This window comes from uncultured Sutterella sp., from assembly GCF_937923675.1.
GTDB lineage: Bacteria > Pseudomonadota > Gammaproteobacteria > Burkholderiales > Burkholderiaceae_F > Sutterella.
In genome coordinates this window covers 1-17,610 of record NZ_CALDXB010000030.1, presented here as the reverse complement: position 1 = coordinate 17,610, position 17,610 = coordinate 1, and the positions used below count along the sequence as shown (strand labels likewise).

Here is a 17,610-nt window from a genome sequence, read left to right as displayed (position 1 = left end):
TCAGACGAGGCCAGCAGCGCGCGCCTCAGCGAAGCGCCTGTAGGCGTCGCGCAGCCACGTGAAGTTGTCGACCGTGCGCTTCTGCATGTCTTCGCGGGCGGTCGCCGTCATCCAGAGGACAAAGTTCCTCAGCTTCGCGTTATTGAGCTCCTCCTCCCGCCGGTCGACCAGGCACATGTAGCGCGGCGCCCGGGTCCAGCCTTCGAGAAGCGGAACCACCCGTCCCTCGCGGATTTCATCCTCGACGTGCAGAAGCGCAAGATCCACCGTAATGCCGTGGTGCTCGAGAAGAAGGCGCTTCAGCGTGAGCTGGTCGTGCGTGACGAAGGTTTTTCGCCAGACAAGGGGTTCAGAGGCTTTCCCGCAGAAAAGCTCCCCGGTGACGGCTTCGTCGTTGTAGGCCTTGAGAAGGAGACCCTCGTGCTTCGCAAGATCTGAAGGCTTCTCCGGGATCCCGGCGCGACGGAGGTACTCGGGCGTTGCGAGCGGCACCGTCGTGGAATTGTTGTAGTTGCGGATGATGAGGCCTGCCGGGTCCGCGGGCCTGCGGTTGAGAACAGCTACGTCGACCTCGCCCCGGCGCACTTCATCGGGCCCTGTTTCCGGCACAACCGCAAAGGCGACGCCCGGAAAAAGGCCGCTGTAGCGCAAAAGCTGCTCGGAAAAGTATTCCTGCGCGAGTTCAATCGGCGCCGCAAAGCGGATGATCTGCTCGCCCGCCTCATCCTTCTTCGGCTCCAGAATTTCCTGGAAGCCCGTTACAAGGGGTTCGATCGCTGCGCGGAGCTTCTCCGCCTCCGCCGTCGGTTGAATCGGGCGGCGGGTCTTGTCGAAAAGAGACTTTCCCAGTTCCTTCTCCAGGCCCGCAATCAGCCGCGAGGCTTTCGGGAGATCAATGTCCGCCAGCACCGCGGCCTCAGAAATGCTGCGCGTGCGGCAGGCGGCAACGAAAACCTGCCAGGCAAGAAGATTCTGAAGGCATTTCATGAGCGCGACGGGAAAGACAGAGGAAGAGAAAGCGCATTAGACGCTTTCAAGAATTCTACCGTTTCCCGGCTTTTACTCCGCTTATCAATCGACCAGCACGCGCTTTCCTTCAAACGCGAACCCGAAGACGCGGATTCGGGAAGCCTCAATGCCGCGGCCGATGAGCTCCTCGCGATAGCGCTTTCTCTCGATCTGCTCGTGCGCTTCCTTCACTGCATCCTCGAGCGTCCCGGATGTTCCCGGGCGCTTTGCCTTGAATTCGAGGATAAAGGCCAGGTCCTTCGATTTGTCGAGCGGTTCGAGCATCACGTCGCACCGCCCGAGCCCGCTCTCCCGGTTGCTTGTCACGACATAGCGGCGCCGGAGTGAGACGAGAAGCCCGAGAACGAAGCCGTGGTAAAACCGCTCCGGTTCGGAACCCGAGGCGTCAAAGAAGCTGAAGACCGAACACGTGAGCTGGTTGAGGAAAAAGTTCATGTTCTCAATGTCGCCGGTAAGGAGCGCTTCGATGAAGTCGGGATAGTTCGATTCCTGTGCGCTCGAGAACCACCGGCCGATGAGCGCATCGAAGGTTTTAAGCACCTCCAGGTTGGTGAGTGCGAGCTCGTAGTGGTCGTCATCCGCCTGACGCACGACTTTGAGATAGCCGCTTGCAAGAAGCAGGGACCACAAAGCCGCCGGACTCGTCTCAATGTCCTGGAAGACTATCTCCTCACAGAGCGAAACCGTTACGGACCCGCCGTTCAAGAGGCTCTCAAAGGCCTGCTTGACGTCCGAATTGCCGGTCTGCACAAGGCGGCCCGCGAGCTCATTGCTGCTCGTATTGGCCCAATACGGAGCCAGACGCTTTTTCTTGAGGTAATTCGTAACCGACCACGGATTGTAGATGCCCTTCACGGAGCCGAAAGAAAACCCGTCATACCAGGTCTTCACATCGTCCAGATCGCTGAGACCATATTCCTTCAATGCTTCCGCAACCTCGGCCTCCGTGAAGCCGAATGCCGTCTGGTATTCATCCGACAGCACCGTTATGACATCCGGATTATTGAGGTCCGAAAAAATGGACTCCTTGCTGACCCGGGTAATGCCCGTCAGAAGCGCGCGCTCCAGACTGGGATTGTCTTTGAAGGAAAGGTTCATGAAGGCACGGACGAACTGCGCCAGTGCATCCCAGTAGCCGTTAAGCCATGCCTCCTGCATCGGCGTGTCGTATTCATCGAGCAGAATAATGGGCTTCACGCCGTAAACCCGATGAAGTGCAGTCGAGAGGAACCGGAGACTATATTTAATGAGTGCAGGATTTGAAGAGAGCCCGAATGACGCGAAGTAGGAGCGCTCCTCGTCATCAAGCTCAGGCGCTGAGGTCAAAAAGGGAAATTTACCAAAAAGTTCCCGAAGCGCCAGCACGATCAGATCGCGCGCTTCCTCAAAGGTCGGCGCCTTGACGCCGGAAAAAGAAAGACGGATGACCGGAATCTTTCCGGCGACACTGCGCATCTCCTCGCTTGACCAGACTTCAAGATCCCCGAAAAGCGCTTCCTGATTGGTTTCCGCTGCTGTGAAGAAGCGCTCCACTGTATCGATCATGAGCGATTTGCCGAATCGACGCGGACGCGTGAGCACGGTCACGAGCGCCGCGTTCTCCCACCAGTCGCGGATGAAGGCCGTCTTGTCGACATAGAAATAATTCGATGCCCGTATTCGACCGAAATCCTCAATGCCCAGGGATACCGTTTTCATTTCGTCTCCTTTGCGAGGCAGTCTAACAAAGCTTCCGAAGGCCTCCGCCGCTTTGAAGCGCAGGAGCGCATCCTTCCAGCCGGATGCCAACGCAGCAGCATCGGCACCTGCCGCACTGCGAATGCCTTAGACTTGGCAATCGTCCCGTAACCTCATGGTTTTACGGGAATCACGAATGGATTCTGCCATTAACAAAGATGTCTCCAGAGGCTCAAATGAATGCTCTACCGGGAAAAGCACTCCCTCTCGGGACATCAGATTTCGCTGCGCTCAGAAACTCCAACGAGATCTACATCGACAAGACCGCTCTAATCTACGAGCTCGCTTCCGTCCGCAGCAAGATTCTCATCGTCCGCCCGCGGCGCTTCGGGAAGTCCCTTCTCGTATCAACCTTTGAATCGCTTTTCAAAAACGGCCTGCGGGATTTTTCGGGCCTCATGATTGAAAAGCTCTGGAAGGACAAAACTTATCCGGTCGCCAGGCTTGACTTCTCCGACTTGAAGGATCTCCCATCCGCGGAAGAGTTCCAAAAGTCGCTTCGCAGCATGATTGCGACCGCCTTTGCGGATATCGGCTTCCGGTACGACCCGACAAACACCGTGAGTCTCTTTCTCGATCAGTTCAAGCTCTGGCTTTCCACTCTGGGATCCAACAGCTTTGTTCTCCTGATCGACGAATACGATGCGCCGCTCACCGCGCATCTCGAGAATTCCCGTCTGTTTAATGAGATCAGGACAGTCCTGAGCCGCTTTTACGCCGTCATCAAACGATATGAAGGCTGCCTCCGGTTCTTCTTCATGACCGGCATCACAAAATACAGTCAAACCAGCATCTTCTCCGAACTCAACAACTTCGACGACATTACTTTAAATCCGGCCTATGCAACGCTTCTCGGCTATACCGAAGAGGAAATCAAATCGGGGTTTGCTGCATACCTTCGGAATGCCGCGGAAAAGCTCGGCACCACTGAAAGACACGTGCTTCAAAACCTTCGGGACAACTACGACGGCTTCTCGTTTGAGCCTTCCGCTCAATCCCACGTGTTCTGCCCGTGGTCGGTCCTCAACTTCTTCAAGTATCCTCAGCAGGGCTTCAAAAACTACTGGTACGAAAGCGGCGGGCAGCCCTCGCTCCTACTCAAATACCTCGAGAAGCATCAGCTGGTTCGGCCGGAGTCCTTCGACGTTCCCGTCGCCATGACGCTCGACGAATTGGGCGCCGTCCGCCAGTACGACAAGCTTTCGGTCGAGGCGCTTCTCTTTCAGGCGGGCTACCTCACAATCAGAGAGCAGCTCAACGTCGCGGAAGTCGAGGTGGGATATCCGAATAAGGAAGTCGAGCTTTCCATGGCGCGGCTTTATGCGGACGAAATGCTCCGCAACATCAACCGGCTCGATGCCGGCGTCTCCCGGCTCGCGAAGATGCTCGACCGGGAACGCCCGGAAACGGTTATTGCGCACTTCAACCAGGTCTTCAACGCCATCGACTATTCACGCTATCCGGTTGTCAATGAAGCCTCCTGCAGGAGCCACCTCCTGGTACTTCTGATGGGCGGCGCAATGGTGCCGGATGTGGAAAAGCATTCCGCACTCGGAAGAAGCGATCTCGAGGTGGAAACGCCTCATCGCCGCTGGGTGTTCGAACTCAAATTCTCCGCTGACGGCACAAATGCCGAAAAGCTCCTCCGGAGCGCCGTCATGCAGATCCGGGATCGCAGGTACGGCGAAGCGCCTCACGGCAGAGAGCTCATTGCCGTCGCCATGGTCTTCAACGGCAGGGAAAGGCGGTTTGACCGCTGGGAAGTCGTGCCTGGAGCCGCGGCATAGCCCGTCCCAAGCGGCGCAAAAAAAGGACGGATCCCGGAGAATTTCCCGGGCCATCCGTCCTTTTTCTCATTCAAACGAGATCAGAGCCGCGCGATTACTTCGGATTGCGGTTCATGAGGCCTTCCTGAACCATCGCGGGGTTCGGGCGGGCAGCGGCAATCATGCGGAGCGTGTTTTTGTCCGTGTGATGGAATTCCTTTTCGACTCCCGGAATCACGAGCACCGTGTCTTCCTCGTAGGAGATGGAGCCGTCCTCATTGAAGGTGAACGTGATGTCCCAGGACTCGGTGCGGAAGTTCTTCTCAAGGAACGGGTTCGAAGCAATGCCGTTCATGGTCGAGCCGCGTTCGGCGCGCAGGTGAATCTGCTTGTCGCCGGGCTTCGCCTTGCCGACCGCCATCGCGACCTGAGCGCGCGGAATGGCGAGCGTCATGAAGACGGTTTCGGTCTCGGGCTCCCAGAGGAGATAGCCCACCTGATCGTGGAAGGCGTTGAGTTCGCCGGGCTTCGTGATCGCCACGTGGTAGCGAAGGCCGTAAAGGAGCTGCGGGCCGCTGTTCTGGGGGTCGAGCAGCTCATAGGTCTGCGTTTCAACGAAGGGTTCGGATTCCGTGCCTTCGGCGACCGGATGCGTATCGACGCCGTCAGCACCGTACCAGGTGCCGGCAAGAGGCGCGAGGGGGCCGAGGTTGGCAAGCGTATCCGGGCTTGCGGGGGTCTCGGTGTAAATATCTTCGTGATGCATGGTCTTATCCTGAAAATGGAATACGGCAGCTTCGTCCTCAGTACTTGAGCTGGAATCGATGCTGCAGCTCCTTCGCATTATGAGCTCCGAGCTTGCGCATTGCATTGGCGCGGAAGAATTCAATTGTGCGCTTCGAGACGCCGAGCCGTTCGGCAATCTGCCTGTTGGTAAGGCCTTCGCAGACCAAACGCACTACCTGCTCCTCCCGATCGCTTAAAGGATCTGTTGCAATTTTTGCTTCTGCGTGCGAAGCGCCGAAGACCGGAGCATCCTTCAAGGCATGCTCAATCGTCGCGAGAAGCTTCTCGGATCCCACGGGCTTCGGGATGAAGCTCACCGCGCCCTTCTGCATCAGGTCGACCGCAAGGTCGATCGAGCCGTGCGCGGAAAGAAAGATGATGGGAATCTTCTGCCCGGCCCGGATGAGCGCTTCCTGAAGTTCCGGACCGCTCATGCCGCCCATTTTGACGTCAAGAAGGAGCACCCCATACCTCGATGGATCATCCTTTTCGAGGTAGCTTTCCGCACTCTGATAAACGGCGGTCTCATAGCCTTCGCCCTCAAGCACGAAGGAAATCGCCTCGCAGAGCGCTTCGTCGTCGTCGACGATGCGGATGAGCGGTTCTTCAGACTTCGTCATGCGCGGATCTCCTTTTCGTTTCTTTCGTTCTTTTCTTCCGTCATTTCCTTCTCATTCCCCGCATCCGGGGAGGCCGTCGGCAGGATGATATCCGCTGCGAGCCCGTCCCCTGCGGCTCCCCCGCCGGAGCGGAAGACGAGTTCGCCCTGGTGGCGCTCCACGAGGTGCTTCACGATCGAGAGACCGAGGCCGAGCCCTTCGGGCTTCTCGCTTGAAATAGGAGATGCGAGCGCGCGGATTTTCTCTTCGGAAAGCTTCGGGCCGTTGTCGGAAACCTCAAAGCGCACCTTGTTCCCGAAAGAGCTTACTTCGAGGACGACCCGGGGGCTCTCGACGCCGCGAACGGCTTCCACGGCATTGCGGATGAGATTCACGACGGCAAGCTCGAGCTCAAGAACGCTCCCGCGCACTTCCGAATGCCGCGCCTCCCGGGAAATGATCACCTCGGTTTTTGCCTCGAGCTTCGGATACGTTTCCCGAATGTGCTGGACGAGATCCGCTACCCGGATCCGCTGGAAAACGGGCTCCCGCTGGTGCGCATAGTCCCGCACGCGGTCGACGATCGCCCCCGCGCGCTCGGCCTGTCCGGCGATCCTCCCGGCGATTTTGAGAACGCTCTCGTTCGTGGCGGTTCCGGCCTTAGCCCTCCGCTCAAGCCCCTCGGCAAAGAGTCGGATGGCAGAGAGCGGCTGATGCACCTCGTGCGCGATGAGGCTTGAGAGCTGCCCCACGGCGCCGGCGCGCTGCAGCATTGCAATTCTCTGACTCTGCTCGACTTCGCGGACGTGCACTTCCTCGAGCTCGCGTTCTCTCCTTGCCACGAGGACTCTGAGCCGCCAGCCGTGATAGGCGAGCCCCGCGACCGCAAGAAGAAGAATAAGGAGATAGGGCCAGAAGGCATTGACGAAGCGGCTCATCGTCCAGTCCCTGAGATACGCATAGGGACCGATCCTCAGGTCCTCGAGGAGCTTGTCGACCGCATGAAAGTCCGTCGCGACCGACCATTCGCGGCCGCTTTCCGTCGCGGGCATGGTGAGGAGCGCAACGAGGAGCTTTCGCGAGAGCTCGGGCGTCACGGTAGGCATGACGGACAGGCTGTGGGCCGGGTAGAGCCTCGTGCTCGCAACGCAGGAGACCGCGCTCGTGTCGACGCCCTTCGGGGGCGCAAGGACGCGGAGCTTTCCCGTCACATCCGGATGCTTGCGGCTTAATTCCTCAAAAGCGCAGAGCCTCAGAAACCCGACGTCCGTCGTCCCGGAAGCGACCGACCGGGCAACAGACTCCATCGAGTCGCTGCGGTTGAAGAACTGCGTGCGGCCGAAGAATTTGTCCGGATTCTTCCCAAGCGCAGCAACCTCCCCCATCGCGATCTGATAGCCCGAAAAGCCCCAGGCCATGTTGGCCGAAAGTCTTGCGCCCTCGAGTTCGGCGAGCGTTCTTGAATCTCCCCTGCGGAGAATGATCGCCGTGCCTTCATTGTGGTTGGGATCCCTCAGGCCCGGCGCCACGGATGTCGCGAGGGGCCTCGCGCCCATGGGCGCAAAGCGTCTTGCCGCCCCGGAACTGCTCACGAAGACGTCGACCTCGCCCGCCTTCACGGCCTTCTCGAGATCGGCAACCGTGTAGTCCGTCACCGTCACGTTCTCAATCCCGAAGGTATCAAAGAGCGTCGTGAGGGTTGCCGCATCAAATTCATCCCGCTGCTCGGGAAGAGCAAAGGCGCCGACGCCCACGCGGATCTGCCTTTGCGCCGGAGCCTCAGGAGCTGCGCCTCCCTCAGCATTCGAAATACCGGAGAGAGAAAGGAGGAGAAAGCCTGCCAAAAAGAGAGAAGGAATGGCCTTATTCATGGGGAAAAATGCCGGAGGATCAATGTAATGGAGTCTACAGAACGTCTGTCGGGAAACCCTGGAGAAGCTTTAAGGCTCGCTTCAGAAAAGTCCTTTTTCTTGTCCTGAAGCAACCATACTTATCGGTGGGGTGCACCTACACTTCCGGCTGACTCCAAAGGGACTATCTGAAGTCCTTTCAGCATTCATATACAACAAAAAACAGGAGAAGCATGATGTCGAGCACGGATATGACCCGCCGCGGCCTCTTGAAGACTTCCATTTTCGGCGCAGCCGCTGCCGGCGCCGCCGGCATTGCCGGCGCTGCCGAAGCCAAGACCGCGGGCAAGGCGAAGGACCCGGTCTATGATGCCATCATTGTTGGCGCCGGTCCTGCCGGCCTGATCGCCGCCATTACGGCGCACGATCTCGGCGCCAAGGTGGTGCTTTTTGAAAAGCGCGACCGTCCGGACGGCAACGCCATCTTCGCCCTCGGCTCCATCTGCGGCTGGGGCACCCGGCACCAGAAGGAACAGGGCATCGAGGATACGGCTGACGCCTTCTACGCCATGATGATGGACATCTCCAAGCAGATGGGCGACAAGTCCTTGAACCGCACCTACACGGACAACATTTCCGAAGGCATCGACTGGCTTGAAAAGGATATCGGCGTCAAGTTCGGCAAGATCCGTCCGATGCCCTATCCGCGTCTCGGCCGCACCTGCCGCGTCTTGGGCGACGGCATCACGGGCGGCGCCCGCCTCGTGCAGTACCTCCTTGCCGCCGCGAAGAAGCGCGGCATCGAAATCCGCTACGAGCACAAGGTGATCGAGCTCCTTCACGACGACCACTTCCGCGTGACGGGCGTGAAGACCCTCTCGGACGAAGGCCAGAAGGAATGGCTCGCCAAGGGCGGCGTCTGCCTCACGACGGGCGGCTTCTCCGCCAACCCTGAAATGGTCGACCGCTACATCGGCGGCTGGGCCACCCGCATGGTGCTGCGCGGCTCGAAGTCGACCACCGGCGAAAACGTTTCCCTCACGCTTCCGCTCTATGCGAAGTTCGTGAACATGGACCAGTTCCACTGCGGCCCGATCATCGGCGTCACGCACGTGAACCCCGCCGACGTGCTCAATTCCGGCTACGGCGTTCAGGTCAACACCTCCGGCAAGCGCTTCATGGACGAGAACAACACCTACGTGGTGAAGGCCCGCACGACGGCGCTCCAGACGCTCGACAACCAGGCCTGGGTGATCGTCGACAGCACCTGCCCGGTGCTTGAGAAGGTGATCGCCAAGTTCGACCGCCTCAACAGCCCCTACGGTAAGGCCGATACGCTTGAAGCCCTCTGCAAGCAGGTGAACCTCCCCGAGAAGAACGTTCTCAAGGAAGTGAAGGCCTACAACGACGCGCTTGCCGCCGGCAAGCTCGACGAAATGACGCCTCCCTGCACCTACAAGAACCCGCACCCCGTTGCGAAGGCCCCGTTCTACGCCGTTCCCTTCCAGGGCGGCATGACGGCCACCTTCGGCGGCCCGCTCATCAACACCAAGGCTGAGATTCAGAGCCTTGACGGCGGCAGCATCCCCGGCCTCTACGCCGCGGGCAATGCCGCGGGCGGCATCTTCTACTTCAACTATGCGGGCGGCGCGCAGTTGGGCGCCGCTACGGTCTTCGGCCGCATTGCAGCCCGCGAAATGGCTGCCCGCGCCAAGAAGGCGAAGATCTGAATCACGGGGAGAAATTCAAAATGACCAAGAATACCTTTATCGCTCTTGCCGCCGCGCTTTGCTTCGGCACCGCTTTTTCCTCGTCGGCGCTTGCTTCCGACTACACGGCTGACTTCCATCTTGCCCACGGCCAGAAGTGCGAGACCTGCCACAAGACCGCGCCGACCGAAGGCGCGAAGGTGAAGAAGGACGTCTGCAAGCAGTGCCACAGCTATGAGGCGCTCGCTAAGCAGACCGCCAAGGACGAACCCAATCCGCACTACTCGCACCTGGGCGACGTCAACTGCACGGACTGCCACAAGGGTCACCAGAAGTCCGAACTCATGTGCAACCAGTGCCATCAGTTCTCGCTTCAGGTTCCGCACAGCAAGTAATCGCGGAACGCTCCTTCGGGCTCCCGGGGAAGACCTCCGGGCCTGAAGAGTGAAAAAGCAATTGCAAAAGACCTCAGATCGCACTGCAATGCGGTTTGAGGTCTTTTTTTATTGGATTTTTTCCTTATTTTTCTGAAAGCCCGGGCTCTCAACCATCTGCAGATTCACCGAGCCTTCAATCGCTGCCGATCGGAGGATCACTGGATCAAGTACTGATAAGTCCGACATTGTTCCCGACGTATGATCGTTCCTGCTGCGCCCGCCGGCGCAGGCGACCACATACGAAATGCATGGATCAGAGAAGGAGATGCTGCCGTGCCAAACGAATCCACCGTCAACCGCCCGATGCGGCGCAAGGCCCGCGAGCTTACGCTCGATCAGGCCCGTGAAGTGATAGAGGCCGCTGAACATGCCGTCCTTGCAACCTGCGATGCGGAAGGCTTTCCCTATGCCGTCCCGGTTTCCCCGGTCATGGTCGGCGACGCGCTCTACTTTCACTCGACCGGTCTGCCCGGAGGCCGCAAGGCCGACAACATGCTCATGAACCCGAACGTCTCGCTCTGCTTCATCGCCAAGGCAACGACGCTGCCGCAATGGTATTCGGTCGATTTTGCCTCCTCAGTTGTCACGGGCAAGGTCCATCCGGTCACGGATGAAAAGGAATGGCGGGAGGCTTTTGAAGCGATTCTCAGGCGCCATGCTCCGGGCAACAGCAAGGTCAGAAACGACGTTCAGTTCAAGGTTCGCGGTCCGCTCGCCATGATCTGGAAGGTTGAGATCGAGAAAATCACCGGCAAGGCCCGCGGCGCGGCGAAATGGGAAAAGGGCAAGAGCGTCTACGAAGTGCAGGACATGGGGCCCTCGGCATGGTTGAAGGACGTGCCGCTTTAATCCTTTGTCTCGTTATGAAGGCGGGCGATCCATTTCGGCCGCCCGCTTCTTTGCATAAAGGCACGGAGGAAGCCCAAGTTGTTCGGGTAGCCTGAAGATAGAGCAGATGAGACAGTACCCGCTGTCAAGATAATCGTTGGGACCACCGTTCAAAAAAGTAATGTGCAGCCAGGCCGGGTACCGGGAGCACGAAGGGCTTTCCAGAATGAACTTAAGGAAGCCCTATACTCAGGATAAGCGTCTGCGGAAGCGGCGAGTACCTTACTGCCGCGGAATCTCTCGCTTACGTTCCCTCCGGTTTTCCTGATTCGACTCGTCCCGCATGCGCCTCTTCTTCCCGATCCTTCTCCTTCTGAGCCTGGCGCTTTCGGGAAGCAGCGTATTTGCTCAACAGCGGCCGGTGGTAGTCCGCGTCGCGGTGCAGGAAACGCTCGAACCGCGCTTCTATATCGAGACCTTTGCGCCGACGATGCTCCATCTGCGCACGCTTTTCCCTGCAATGCGCTTTGAAAGCCGGATGCTCGGAATCGACGCGCTCGTCGAAGCCGTTGAGAAAAATGAGGTCGATCTCTTCTTTGCCGACAGCGGGATCTTCAGCAGCCTGCGCCTCAAGGGAAAGGCCGTGCAGATCGGCTCGCGCATTTCGCCGCGCTCTTCCGATCCCTCGCAGTCGGCCGCATTGACCGTCCTCAGAAAGGCCGACAGCCCCATCAGAACGCTTGCCGACCTGGCCGGAAAGCGCCTTGCCGTTTACGACCGCAACGACGTGAGCACCTGGCTGGTACTCAAGGCCATGCTCGAAACAGAAGGCGTGAATGTCAAAGCGCTCGATGAGCGCGCAGTTGTTACAGGCTACGGCCAGGCCGATCCCGTCATGGAAGTGCTCGCGGGGAGAGCCGAAGCGGCCGTTCTTCCCTCATGCCGCATTGAGGAACTTCTCGCCCAGGGCGCAGTTCCGGAAAATGCGCTGCGGGTCGTCAATCCCCGGCCCCAGTCCGCCCTCTCCTGCATCGTTTCAAGCCCGCTTTTCCCCGACATCGTTTTCGCTTCGGCTTCCGGCCTCAACCCGAACCTTCTCAAAGGTTTCATGATCGCCGCGCTCACGCTGCCGGCCTCGCGGGGCGGCTACGCCCTCGGCATTGCCGACAACTTCACGCCCGTCGAGAAGGTCTACCAGGTGCTGAGGCTCGGTCCCTACAGCTACCTCAACGAAATTTCCCCTTTCGTTCTCTGGAAGCGCTACAAAACCGCCATCCTTGCCTGCCTCGCCCTAATTCTTCTCATGCTCCTTCATTCCATACGCGCGAATCTCCTGGTTCGTCGCAGAACCGAGGAACTCACGCTTGCGAACCAGAGCGCTCGGGAGGCACGGGAACGCCTCTACCTGATGGAGCGCGCCGGAATCATTTCGAGTCTTTGCTCCATGCTCGTGCATGAAGTGCGACAGCCGCTTGCAAGCCTCGTGGCCTATTCCGGGGGACTCCGCATGTTCATGAAGCAGCGGGGCGGCATCTCTCCTCTCGTAGCTCAAGCCGCTGAAGGCATCAATGAAGAAGCGGCGAGGATTTCGCGCATCGTTGAACATGTGAGCAGCTACGCCAAAAACCGCGAACATCCCCGCTCGGTTCTCTGCGCAGCCGAACTCATTTCCCGTGCAGTCGACTCCTTCTGCGGAACCGCTGCAGGGCGAACAACCAGAATGGAAATTGCTCTACCCGCCTCCGACATCCGCATCCTTGCAGAACCCCTTGAAATCGAACTTGCGCTCCTCAACCTCATCAAGAATGCAGCTTCCTCCTCGCATAATGCAGGAGAGAGTTCTCGCCCGGATATAGAAATCTTCACACGCGTCGAACGGGAACGTCTGGTCATTGCTGTGCAGGACAGAGGGCTCCCCATGAGCAAAGAGCAAATCCGCAGCCTCGGACTTCCCTCAGCGAGCAGCAAGCCCGAAGGGCTCGGACTCGGCCTCATGCTGGTGAAGCGCATTGCCGAATCGCATGGCGGAAGCCTCTACTATGAACCTGCATCTCCCGGCCCCGGTCTATGCGCCTGCCTTTCTCTTCCCCTTTCAGGAAAGGACTAAAAATGCCCCTGCTTCCTCCTCTCGTTAGACTCGTCGACGACGATGAAGCGCTTCTGCGCGCTCATTCCTTCGTCCTCAACGTTGCCGGCATGGAGGTCCGCACGTACTCATCAGGAGAAGAATTCCTTCAATTCGACGATTTCGCCCGCCCGGGCTGCGTCGTGCTCGACGTGCGCATGACCGGCATGTCGGGGCTCGAATGTCAGGAAGTCCTAAGAAAACGCGGCATCGACCTTCCGGTTCTCTTTCTCACGGGCCACGGAGACATCGACATGGCGCTCCTTGCCGTCAAGCGGGGCGCAGCAGACTTTCTGCAGAAGCCCGTCGAAGCCGAAACACTCGCCGAGGCCTGCCGCACACTTCTCGAGTGGCATATTGAGGAAAGGACGAAAAAGGCGGAGCTCGAGAGCCTGCGCCGCAGGGTCGCAAGCCTTACGCCCCGGGAGCTCGAAGTCGCGCTGCAGGCCGCTCAGGGGATTCCGAACAAGCCTGCTGCCGCCGCCCTCGGCATCTCCGAACAGGCCGTCCGCATCCACCGCATGAGCATCTACCGCAAGCTCGGCATCCATTCGCCTGTTGAGATTCTCGGGAAGCTCCGGGCCGCCGGGCTTATAGCCGGCGAATCCGAATCCAGGGCTTTCGTCACTGTCCGGATGCTTTCTCCGGAGAGCGCTCCTGATAAGGACGCAGGCGTCGGCGAAGAGAGTAACTCCCGATGAGCAGCGCTTCCCCACTGTCGCTCCTGCGGCGCCGGCTTCTGGCCGCGTCCCTTGCAGGAACCTTCCTCCACGAGGCGGCCGCGCGCGGGACTCTCCGGAATCTCCCCGGCTTCGACATCATCATCGCCGGTGCTGGCGGCGCGGGACTTGCCGCAGCCGTGAGCGCGGCGGAGAACGGCGCATCCGTGCTCGTGCTTGAAAAGGAAGCCGCTCCGGGCGGCAACACGCTCATTGCGAGCGGCTACTACTCTGCCCCCGCGCCGAAGCGGCAGATCCCGGAGGACATCCTCGACGACTGGCAGCGCTTTGAAGCGGACATTCTCGAGAACGCCGGGCCGACCGCCGACAGGGCGCGCATCCGGCGCTTCGCCCGCGAAGCCGGGATGACGCTCGAATGGCTCGAGGCGCACGGCATGCGATTCTCGCCGCGCATCTATACCGTTTCGGGCGAACACTTCCCGCGAGCTTCAAAGCCTCTGATGCCGAATGGATCGGGCTACATCCGCACGCTCCTCGATCATGCGAACCGCCTCGGCGTGAAGATTCGATGCGGCGCTTCCGTCGTGCGGCTCCTCTCCGAGGACGGAACCGTCCGCGGCGTCGAAGTCCGCTCTGAAGGCGCCGCTCCCGAGCGATTCTGCGCCCGCAAAGGCGTTCTCATTGCCAGCGGCGGCTACGCCGCCAGCGAAGCGATGATCAGCGAGTTTGCGCCGCGCTTTGCGAATCTCACCCACAACAACGCCCCCGGCATCACGGGCGAAATGCTCCTTGCCGCCCGCGCGGCGGGAGCCGCCCTCGTCGACATGGAGAAGATCCAGTGTCAGCCGGGATCCCCTCCAGGGCGCAGTCACCGCGTGCGTCTTCACAACGAGGTCGACCGCTTCATTCTCGTTGGTCCGGACGGCCGCCGATTCGTGCGCGAAGATGCCCGGCGCGACATTCTGCGCGACCGCGTTCTGGCGCTTCCCCGGCAGACGGCCTTTGCGGTCGTCGACGACGAGGGATTGAGAAGCTACAACGTGCTCATTCAGAAGGAAACGGTCTGGGGCGTCGAAACCGGAGACGCCTTTGTTGCCCGGAGCATCCCGGAGCTTGCCCGCGCGATGGGGATGCCTCCCGAAGCGCTCTCGGAAACCATTCAGCGCTACAACGACGGCATTGAGATTCAGCGAGACGCCTTCGGCAAGAACCTTGTCCGGGCGTCCCGCATCGCAACGCCGCCTTTCTGGGGATGCTACGCAGGCATGACGCGCCACGCCTGTCAGGGCGGCATTCGGGTCGACGCCTGGAGCCGCGTGCTGCGCCCCGACGGGAGCGTCATTCCTGGGCTCTACGCAGCCGGTGAGGCCGCCGGGTCCCTTCACGGCGACAACCAGATGGGCGGCAACGGCCTCAGCGACTGCCTCACATTCGGGCGTCTCGCAGGCGCGGACATAGCACGGCTCTGACGCGAATTCGCGCGCATCCTGCGAGTCGTCTTTCATCCTTTCCCAAACCGCCACTCAACAAATGTTTATGGCGGAAAAGTGGTGAACGCGGAAAAATTCCGCGCATCCACAGAAAAGCGCCCCGCCGGAGCGCCAAAGGACAAAGGAGAAACCACATCATGAAGATGAAGCCTGCCATCGCCGCCATCGCCATTTCCGCCGCCTTCGCTGCGGCCGCCGTCTCTGCGGCTCCCGCCGACGGCGCCTATCGCGGCGAAAGCATGGGCCGCAACGGCCCCGTCACGGTTGAAGTCACGCTCAAGGCCGGCAGCATTGCCAAGGTCGACGTTGTAAGCCACAAGGAATCCGTCGGCATTTCCGATCCCGCCATCGAACGCATCCCTGCCGCGATCGTTGAGAACCAGACGGCCAAGGTCGATGTGATCAGCGGGGCTACCCTCACCTCGAACGCCATCATCAACGCCGTCGTGGCTGCGCTCAAGAACGCAGGCGCCGACATTTCCCAGTTCACGAAGCCCGTGGGCCACCAGTCCCTCGCCGGCTCGCCCGTGAAGGAAGTCGATTCCGAAATCCTCGTGATCGGTGCGGGCAACGGCGGCATCACCGCTGCTGTCAAGGCAGCTCTCGCCGGAAAGAAGGTCATCCTGATGGAGAAGCGCGCGGCAGTGGGCGGCGTTTCGGCGCTCAACCACGGCGGTCTTGCCGCCACGGGCACGCGCTATCAGCGCGAGGTCATGAAGGAAAAGAACGACAGCGCCGAGCTCCTCTATAAGGACATGCTTGTCGGCGGCGACAACCGAAACGACAAGGTGCTCGCCCGCATGGCCGCAGAACGCGTGGGCGAAGTGGGCAACTGGCTCATCGACGACCTCAAGATCGAATACGGCGCCGCCTGGGTCAAGTTCCCCGGCCACAGCGCCGCCCGTCAGATCAGCGCCAAGGGCAATTCGCTGCACTGGCAGGAGCAGATGCTCGACATCTACAAGAAGCACGGCGGCGTCATCATGACCGACGTTCGCGCGCAGGAATTCGTAACCGACAAGGACGGCAGCGTGATCGGCGTCCGCGCGACGGGCGTGAACGATCAGCCCTATGAATTCAAGGCAAAGTCCTTCATCCTGGCTTCGGGCGGCTACGGCGCAGACCATGAGATGGTTCCTGAAATCGCCAAGCACGCGCTCTTCTACGGCATTCCGACGGAAACCGGCGACGGCTTCAAGATGGCGCGGAAAATCGGTGCTGATCAGATCAACATGGACTGCATCACCGTTTATCCGAACGGCCTCGAAGTCCAGCCCGGCCGCTCGATGGATACGACGGGCTCCTCGACCCTGGCCGTCCGCAACAGCGCGATCTACGTCAATTCCGACGGCAAGCGCGTGATCAACGAGAATTCGTCCCTCAATGCCCTCGCCCGCGCGACGATGAGCCAGAAGGACTACACGCTCTACCTGGTGCTCGACAACGCCGCCTGGCAGATCTATCAGCAGAAGGCGATCGACGACCATACCGTTACCTCAAAGGACATCTTTGAGAGCTGGAAGTCGATCCGCAACAACGGCAAGCCCATCATTTGCGAAGGCACGATCGAGCACTGCTCGAAGGAAATGGGCATCAACGCTGCCGGCGTCGAGGCTTCGATTGCGCGCTGGAACGAGTTTGTGAAGGCGGGCAAGGATGCGGACTTCGGCCGCACGACCCTCAAGGCGATCGGCGAAGGCCCCTACCACATCATCGAGCAGAAGGGCCGCTACCAGACGACGCTCGGCGGCCTGAAGGCTGACGCCGACATGCGCATCCTCAACACTGCAGGGAAGCCCATCGGCAACCTTTACGGTGCCGGCAGCGTTGTGGGCGGTGCTAACGGTGCTGACGCCCTCACCACGATGAAGAACACCTGGGTCATCGTCTCGGGTTATGTCGCTGCTGAATCGGCGATCGAAAACCTGAAGAAGTAACCTTCACGCTGAAGGCGTGCCAGATCGTCTTCGGTACAGAGGAAGCCTCCGGCGGCAGCAATGCTCCGGAGGTTTCGCTTTCTGATCCAAGCTGCCATTGCGGCTGATCAGCTTCCCATCCGTCATCCATAGACGAGATGGTTCATGATTTATTGGCAACTGCACTTTGTCATGGCCGCCTGCACCATTTACGGCTCATTAATAATAATTTGTTTATTGCTTTCGAAAGATACACAGTCGCAACGTGAGAAGCTGACCTTCTCCTTTTTTATTTTGAGGGGGCTTCCATAAATTCGGAAAGCCAGTTTTTCCACTTCGCCGACAGTACCCAAAACAACGCCGAGAGCCTCAGCACCGATCCGATGTTGAGGCTTTTCTGTAGAGGCAGTTGTTAAGTAAAAGAACCTCAGATCTTCGCACCATGAAGAGTTCCTAAAAATCAACAAGTTGAAATTTCGTACAAGCCCCAGATGAGTTTCCCTCATTTTTGGGGCTTTTTTCATGCCCGAAATCCGGCCCGGAATGGTTTATTGACATTGAAAATTAATCCTAAAATCTTGATTCTTATAGTGTTTACAACTACGTGAATTCCCAGAAATCCGGTAACACCACCCCCTGAAGCTGCATGGCGACAAGG

Annotated in this window: 14 protein-coding genes; 8 read left to right on the top strand and 6 right to left on the bottom strand. The window is 59.4% G+C overall.

Annotated elements, in window-relative coordinates; translation table 11 throughout:
* Together Q0106_RS04095 and Q0106_RS04090 are read right to left on the bottom strand one after the other, a co-directional pair.
* Positions 1 to 987, bottom strand: coding sequence for a LysR family transcriptional regulator (locus Q0106_RS04095; protein WP_297609188.1), 987 nt, complete (start codon positions 985 to 987; stop codon positions 1 to 3).
* Positions 988 to 1,071: 84 nt separating this feature from the next.
* Entirely contained in the window at positions 1,072 to 2,727 is a 1,656-nt protein-coding gene (locus Q0106_RS04090) for an AAA family ATPase (protein WP_297609185.1), read from the bottom strand.
* A 215-nt stretch (positions 2,728 to 2,942) separates the two neighbouring features.
* On the opposite strand from Q0106_RS04090, the gene Q0106_RS04085 reads away from it, so the two are divergent.
* Positions 2,943 to 4,553 carry an AAA family ATPase gene (locus Q0106_RS04085; protein ID WP_297609182.1) on the top strand — a complete coding sequence of 537 codons (1,611 nt, stop codon included), beginning with the start codon at positions 2,943 to 2,945 and terminating at the stop codon, positions 4,551 to 4,553.
* 94 nt (positions 4,554 to 4,647) lie between these two features.
* On the opposite strand, the gene Q0106_RS04080 is transcribed toward Q0106_RS04085, so the two are convergent.
* From Q0106_RS04080 to Q0106_RS04070, 3 genes are read right to left on the bottom strand one after another with little or no spacing between them, the layout of a single operon-like run.
* Positions 4,648 to 5,298: a heme-binding beta-barrel domain-containing protein gene (locus Q0106_RS04080; protein WP_152158147.1), complete on the bottom strand. Its 651-nt coding sequence runs from the start codon at positions 5,296 to 5,298 to the stop codon at positions 4,648 to 4,650.
* A 37-nt stretch (positions 5,299 to 5,335) separates the two neighbouring features.
* On the bottom strand, positions 5,336 to 5,938 hold the full coding sequence (locus Q0106_RS04075) for a response regulator (RefSeq protein ID WP_297609178.1): 603 nt from the start codon (positions 5,936 to 5,938) through the stop codon (positions 5,336 to 5,338).
* A complete protein-coding gene (locus tag Q0106_RS04070; protein WP_297609175.1) occupies positions 5,935 to 7,788 on the bottom strand; it encodes a sensor histidine kinase in 1,854 nt (617 codons plus the stop codon). Before Q0106_RS04070 ends, Q0106_RS04075 begins: the two co-directional genes overlap by 4 nt.
* 212 nt (positions 7,789 to 8,000) lie before the next feature.
* Between Q0106_RS04070 and Q0106_RS04065 the strand changes: the two genes are divergently transcribed.
* From Q0106_RS04065 to Q0106_RS04035, 7 genes are all read left to right on the top strand, one after another.
* Positions 8,001 to 9,497 carry an FAD-dependent oxidoreductase gene (locus Q0106_RS04065; protein WP_297609172.1) on the top strand — a complete coding sequence of 499 codons (1,497 nt, stop codon included), beginning with the start codon at positions 8,001 to 8,003 and terminating at the stop codon, positions 9,495 to 9,497.
* Between the two features lie 20 nt (positions 9,498 to 9,517).
* Positions 9,518 to 9,871, top strand: a complete 354-nt coding sequence (locus Q0106_RS04060; RefSeq protein ID WP_152158144.1) for a cytochrome c3 family protein — start codon at positions 9,518 to 9,520, stop codon at positions 9,869 to 9,871.
* A gap of 315 nt (positions 9,872 to 10,186) precedes the next feature.
* On the top strand, positions 10,187 to 10,762 hold the full coding sequence (locus tag Q0106_RS04055; RefSeq protein ID WP_297609168.1) for a pyridoxamine 5'-phosphate oxidase family protein: 576 nt from the start codon (positions 10,187 to 10,189) through the stop codon (positions 10,760 to 10,762).
* 400 nt (positions 10,763 to 11,162) lie between these two features.
* On the top strand, positions 11,163 to 12,848 hold the full coding sequence (locus Q0106_RS04050) for a PhnD/SsuA/transferrin family substrate-binding protein (protein WP_297609166.1): 1,686 nt from the start codon (positions 11,163 to 11,165) through the stop codon (positions 12,846 to 12,848).
* A gap of 2 nt (positions 12,849 to 12,850) precedes the next feature.
* Positions 12,851 to 13,567: a response regulator gene (locus Q0106_RS04045; protein WP_297609164.1), complete on the top strand. Its 717-nt coding sequence runs from the start codon at positions 12,851 to 12,853 to the stop codon at positions 13,565 to 13,567.
* On the top strand, positions 13,564 to 15,015 hold the full coding sequence (locus tag Q0106_RS04040; protein ID WP_297609162.1) for an FAD-dependent oxidoreductase: 1,452 nt from the start codon (positions 13,564 to 13,566) through the stop codon (positions 15,013 to 15,015). The genes Q0106_RS04045 and Q0106_RS04040 overlap by 4 nt, the downstream gene beginning before the upstream one ends.
* Positions 15,016 to 15,173: 158 nt before the next feature.
* Positions 15,174 to 16,973, top strand: a complete 1,800-nt coding sequence (locus tag Q0106_RS04035) for an FAD-binding protein (protein WP_297609160.1) — start codon at positions 15,174 to 15,176, stop codon at positions 16,971 to 16,973.
* A 188-nt stretch (positions 16,974 to 17,161) separates the two neighbouring features.
* On the opposite strand, the gene Q0106_RS04030 is transcribed toward Q0106_RS04035, so the two are convergent.
* Positions 17,162 to 17,476, bottom strand: coding sequence for a hypothetical protein (locus Q0106_RS04030; protein ID WP_297609157.1), 315 nt, complete (start codon positions 17,474 to 17,476; stop codon positions 17,162 to 17,164).
* Positions 17,477 to 17,610 lie beyond the last annotated feature (134 nt).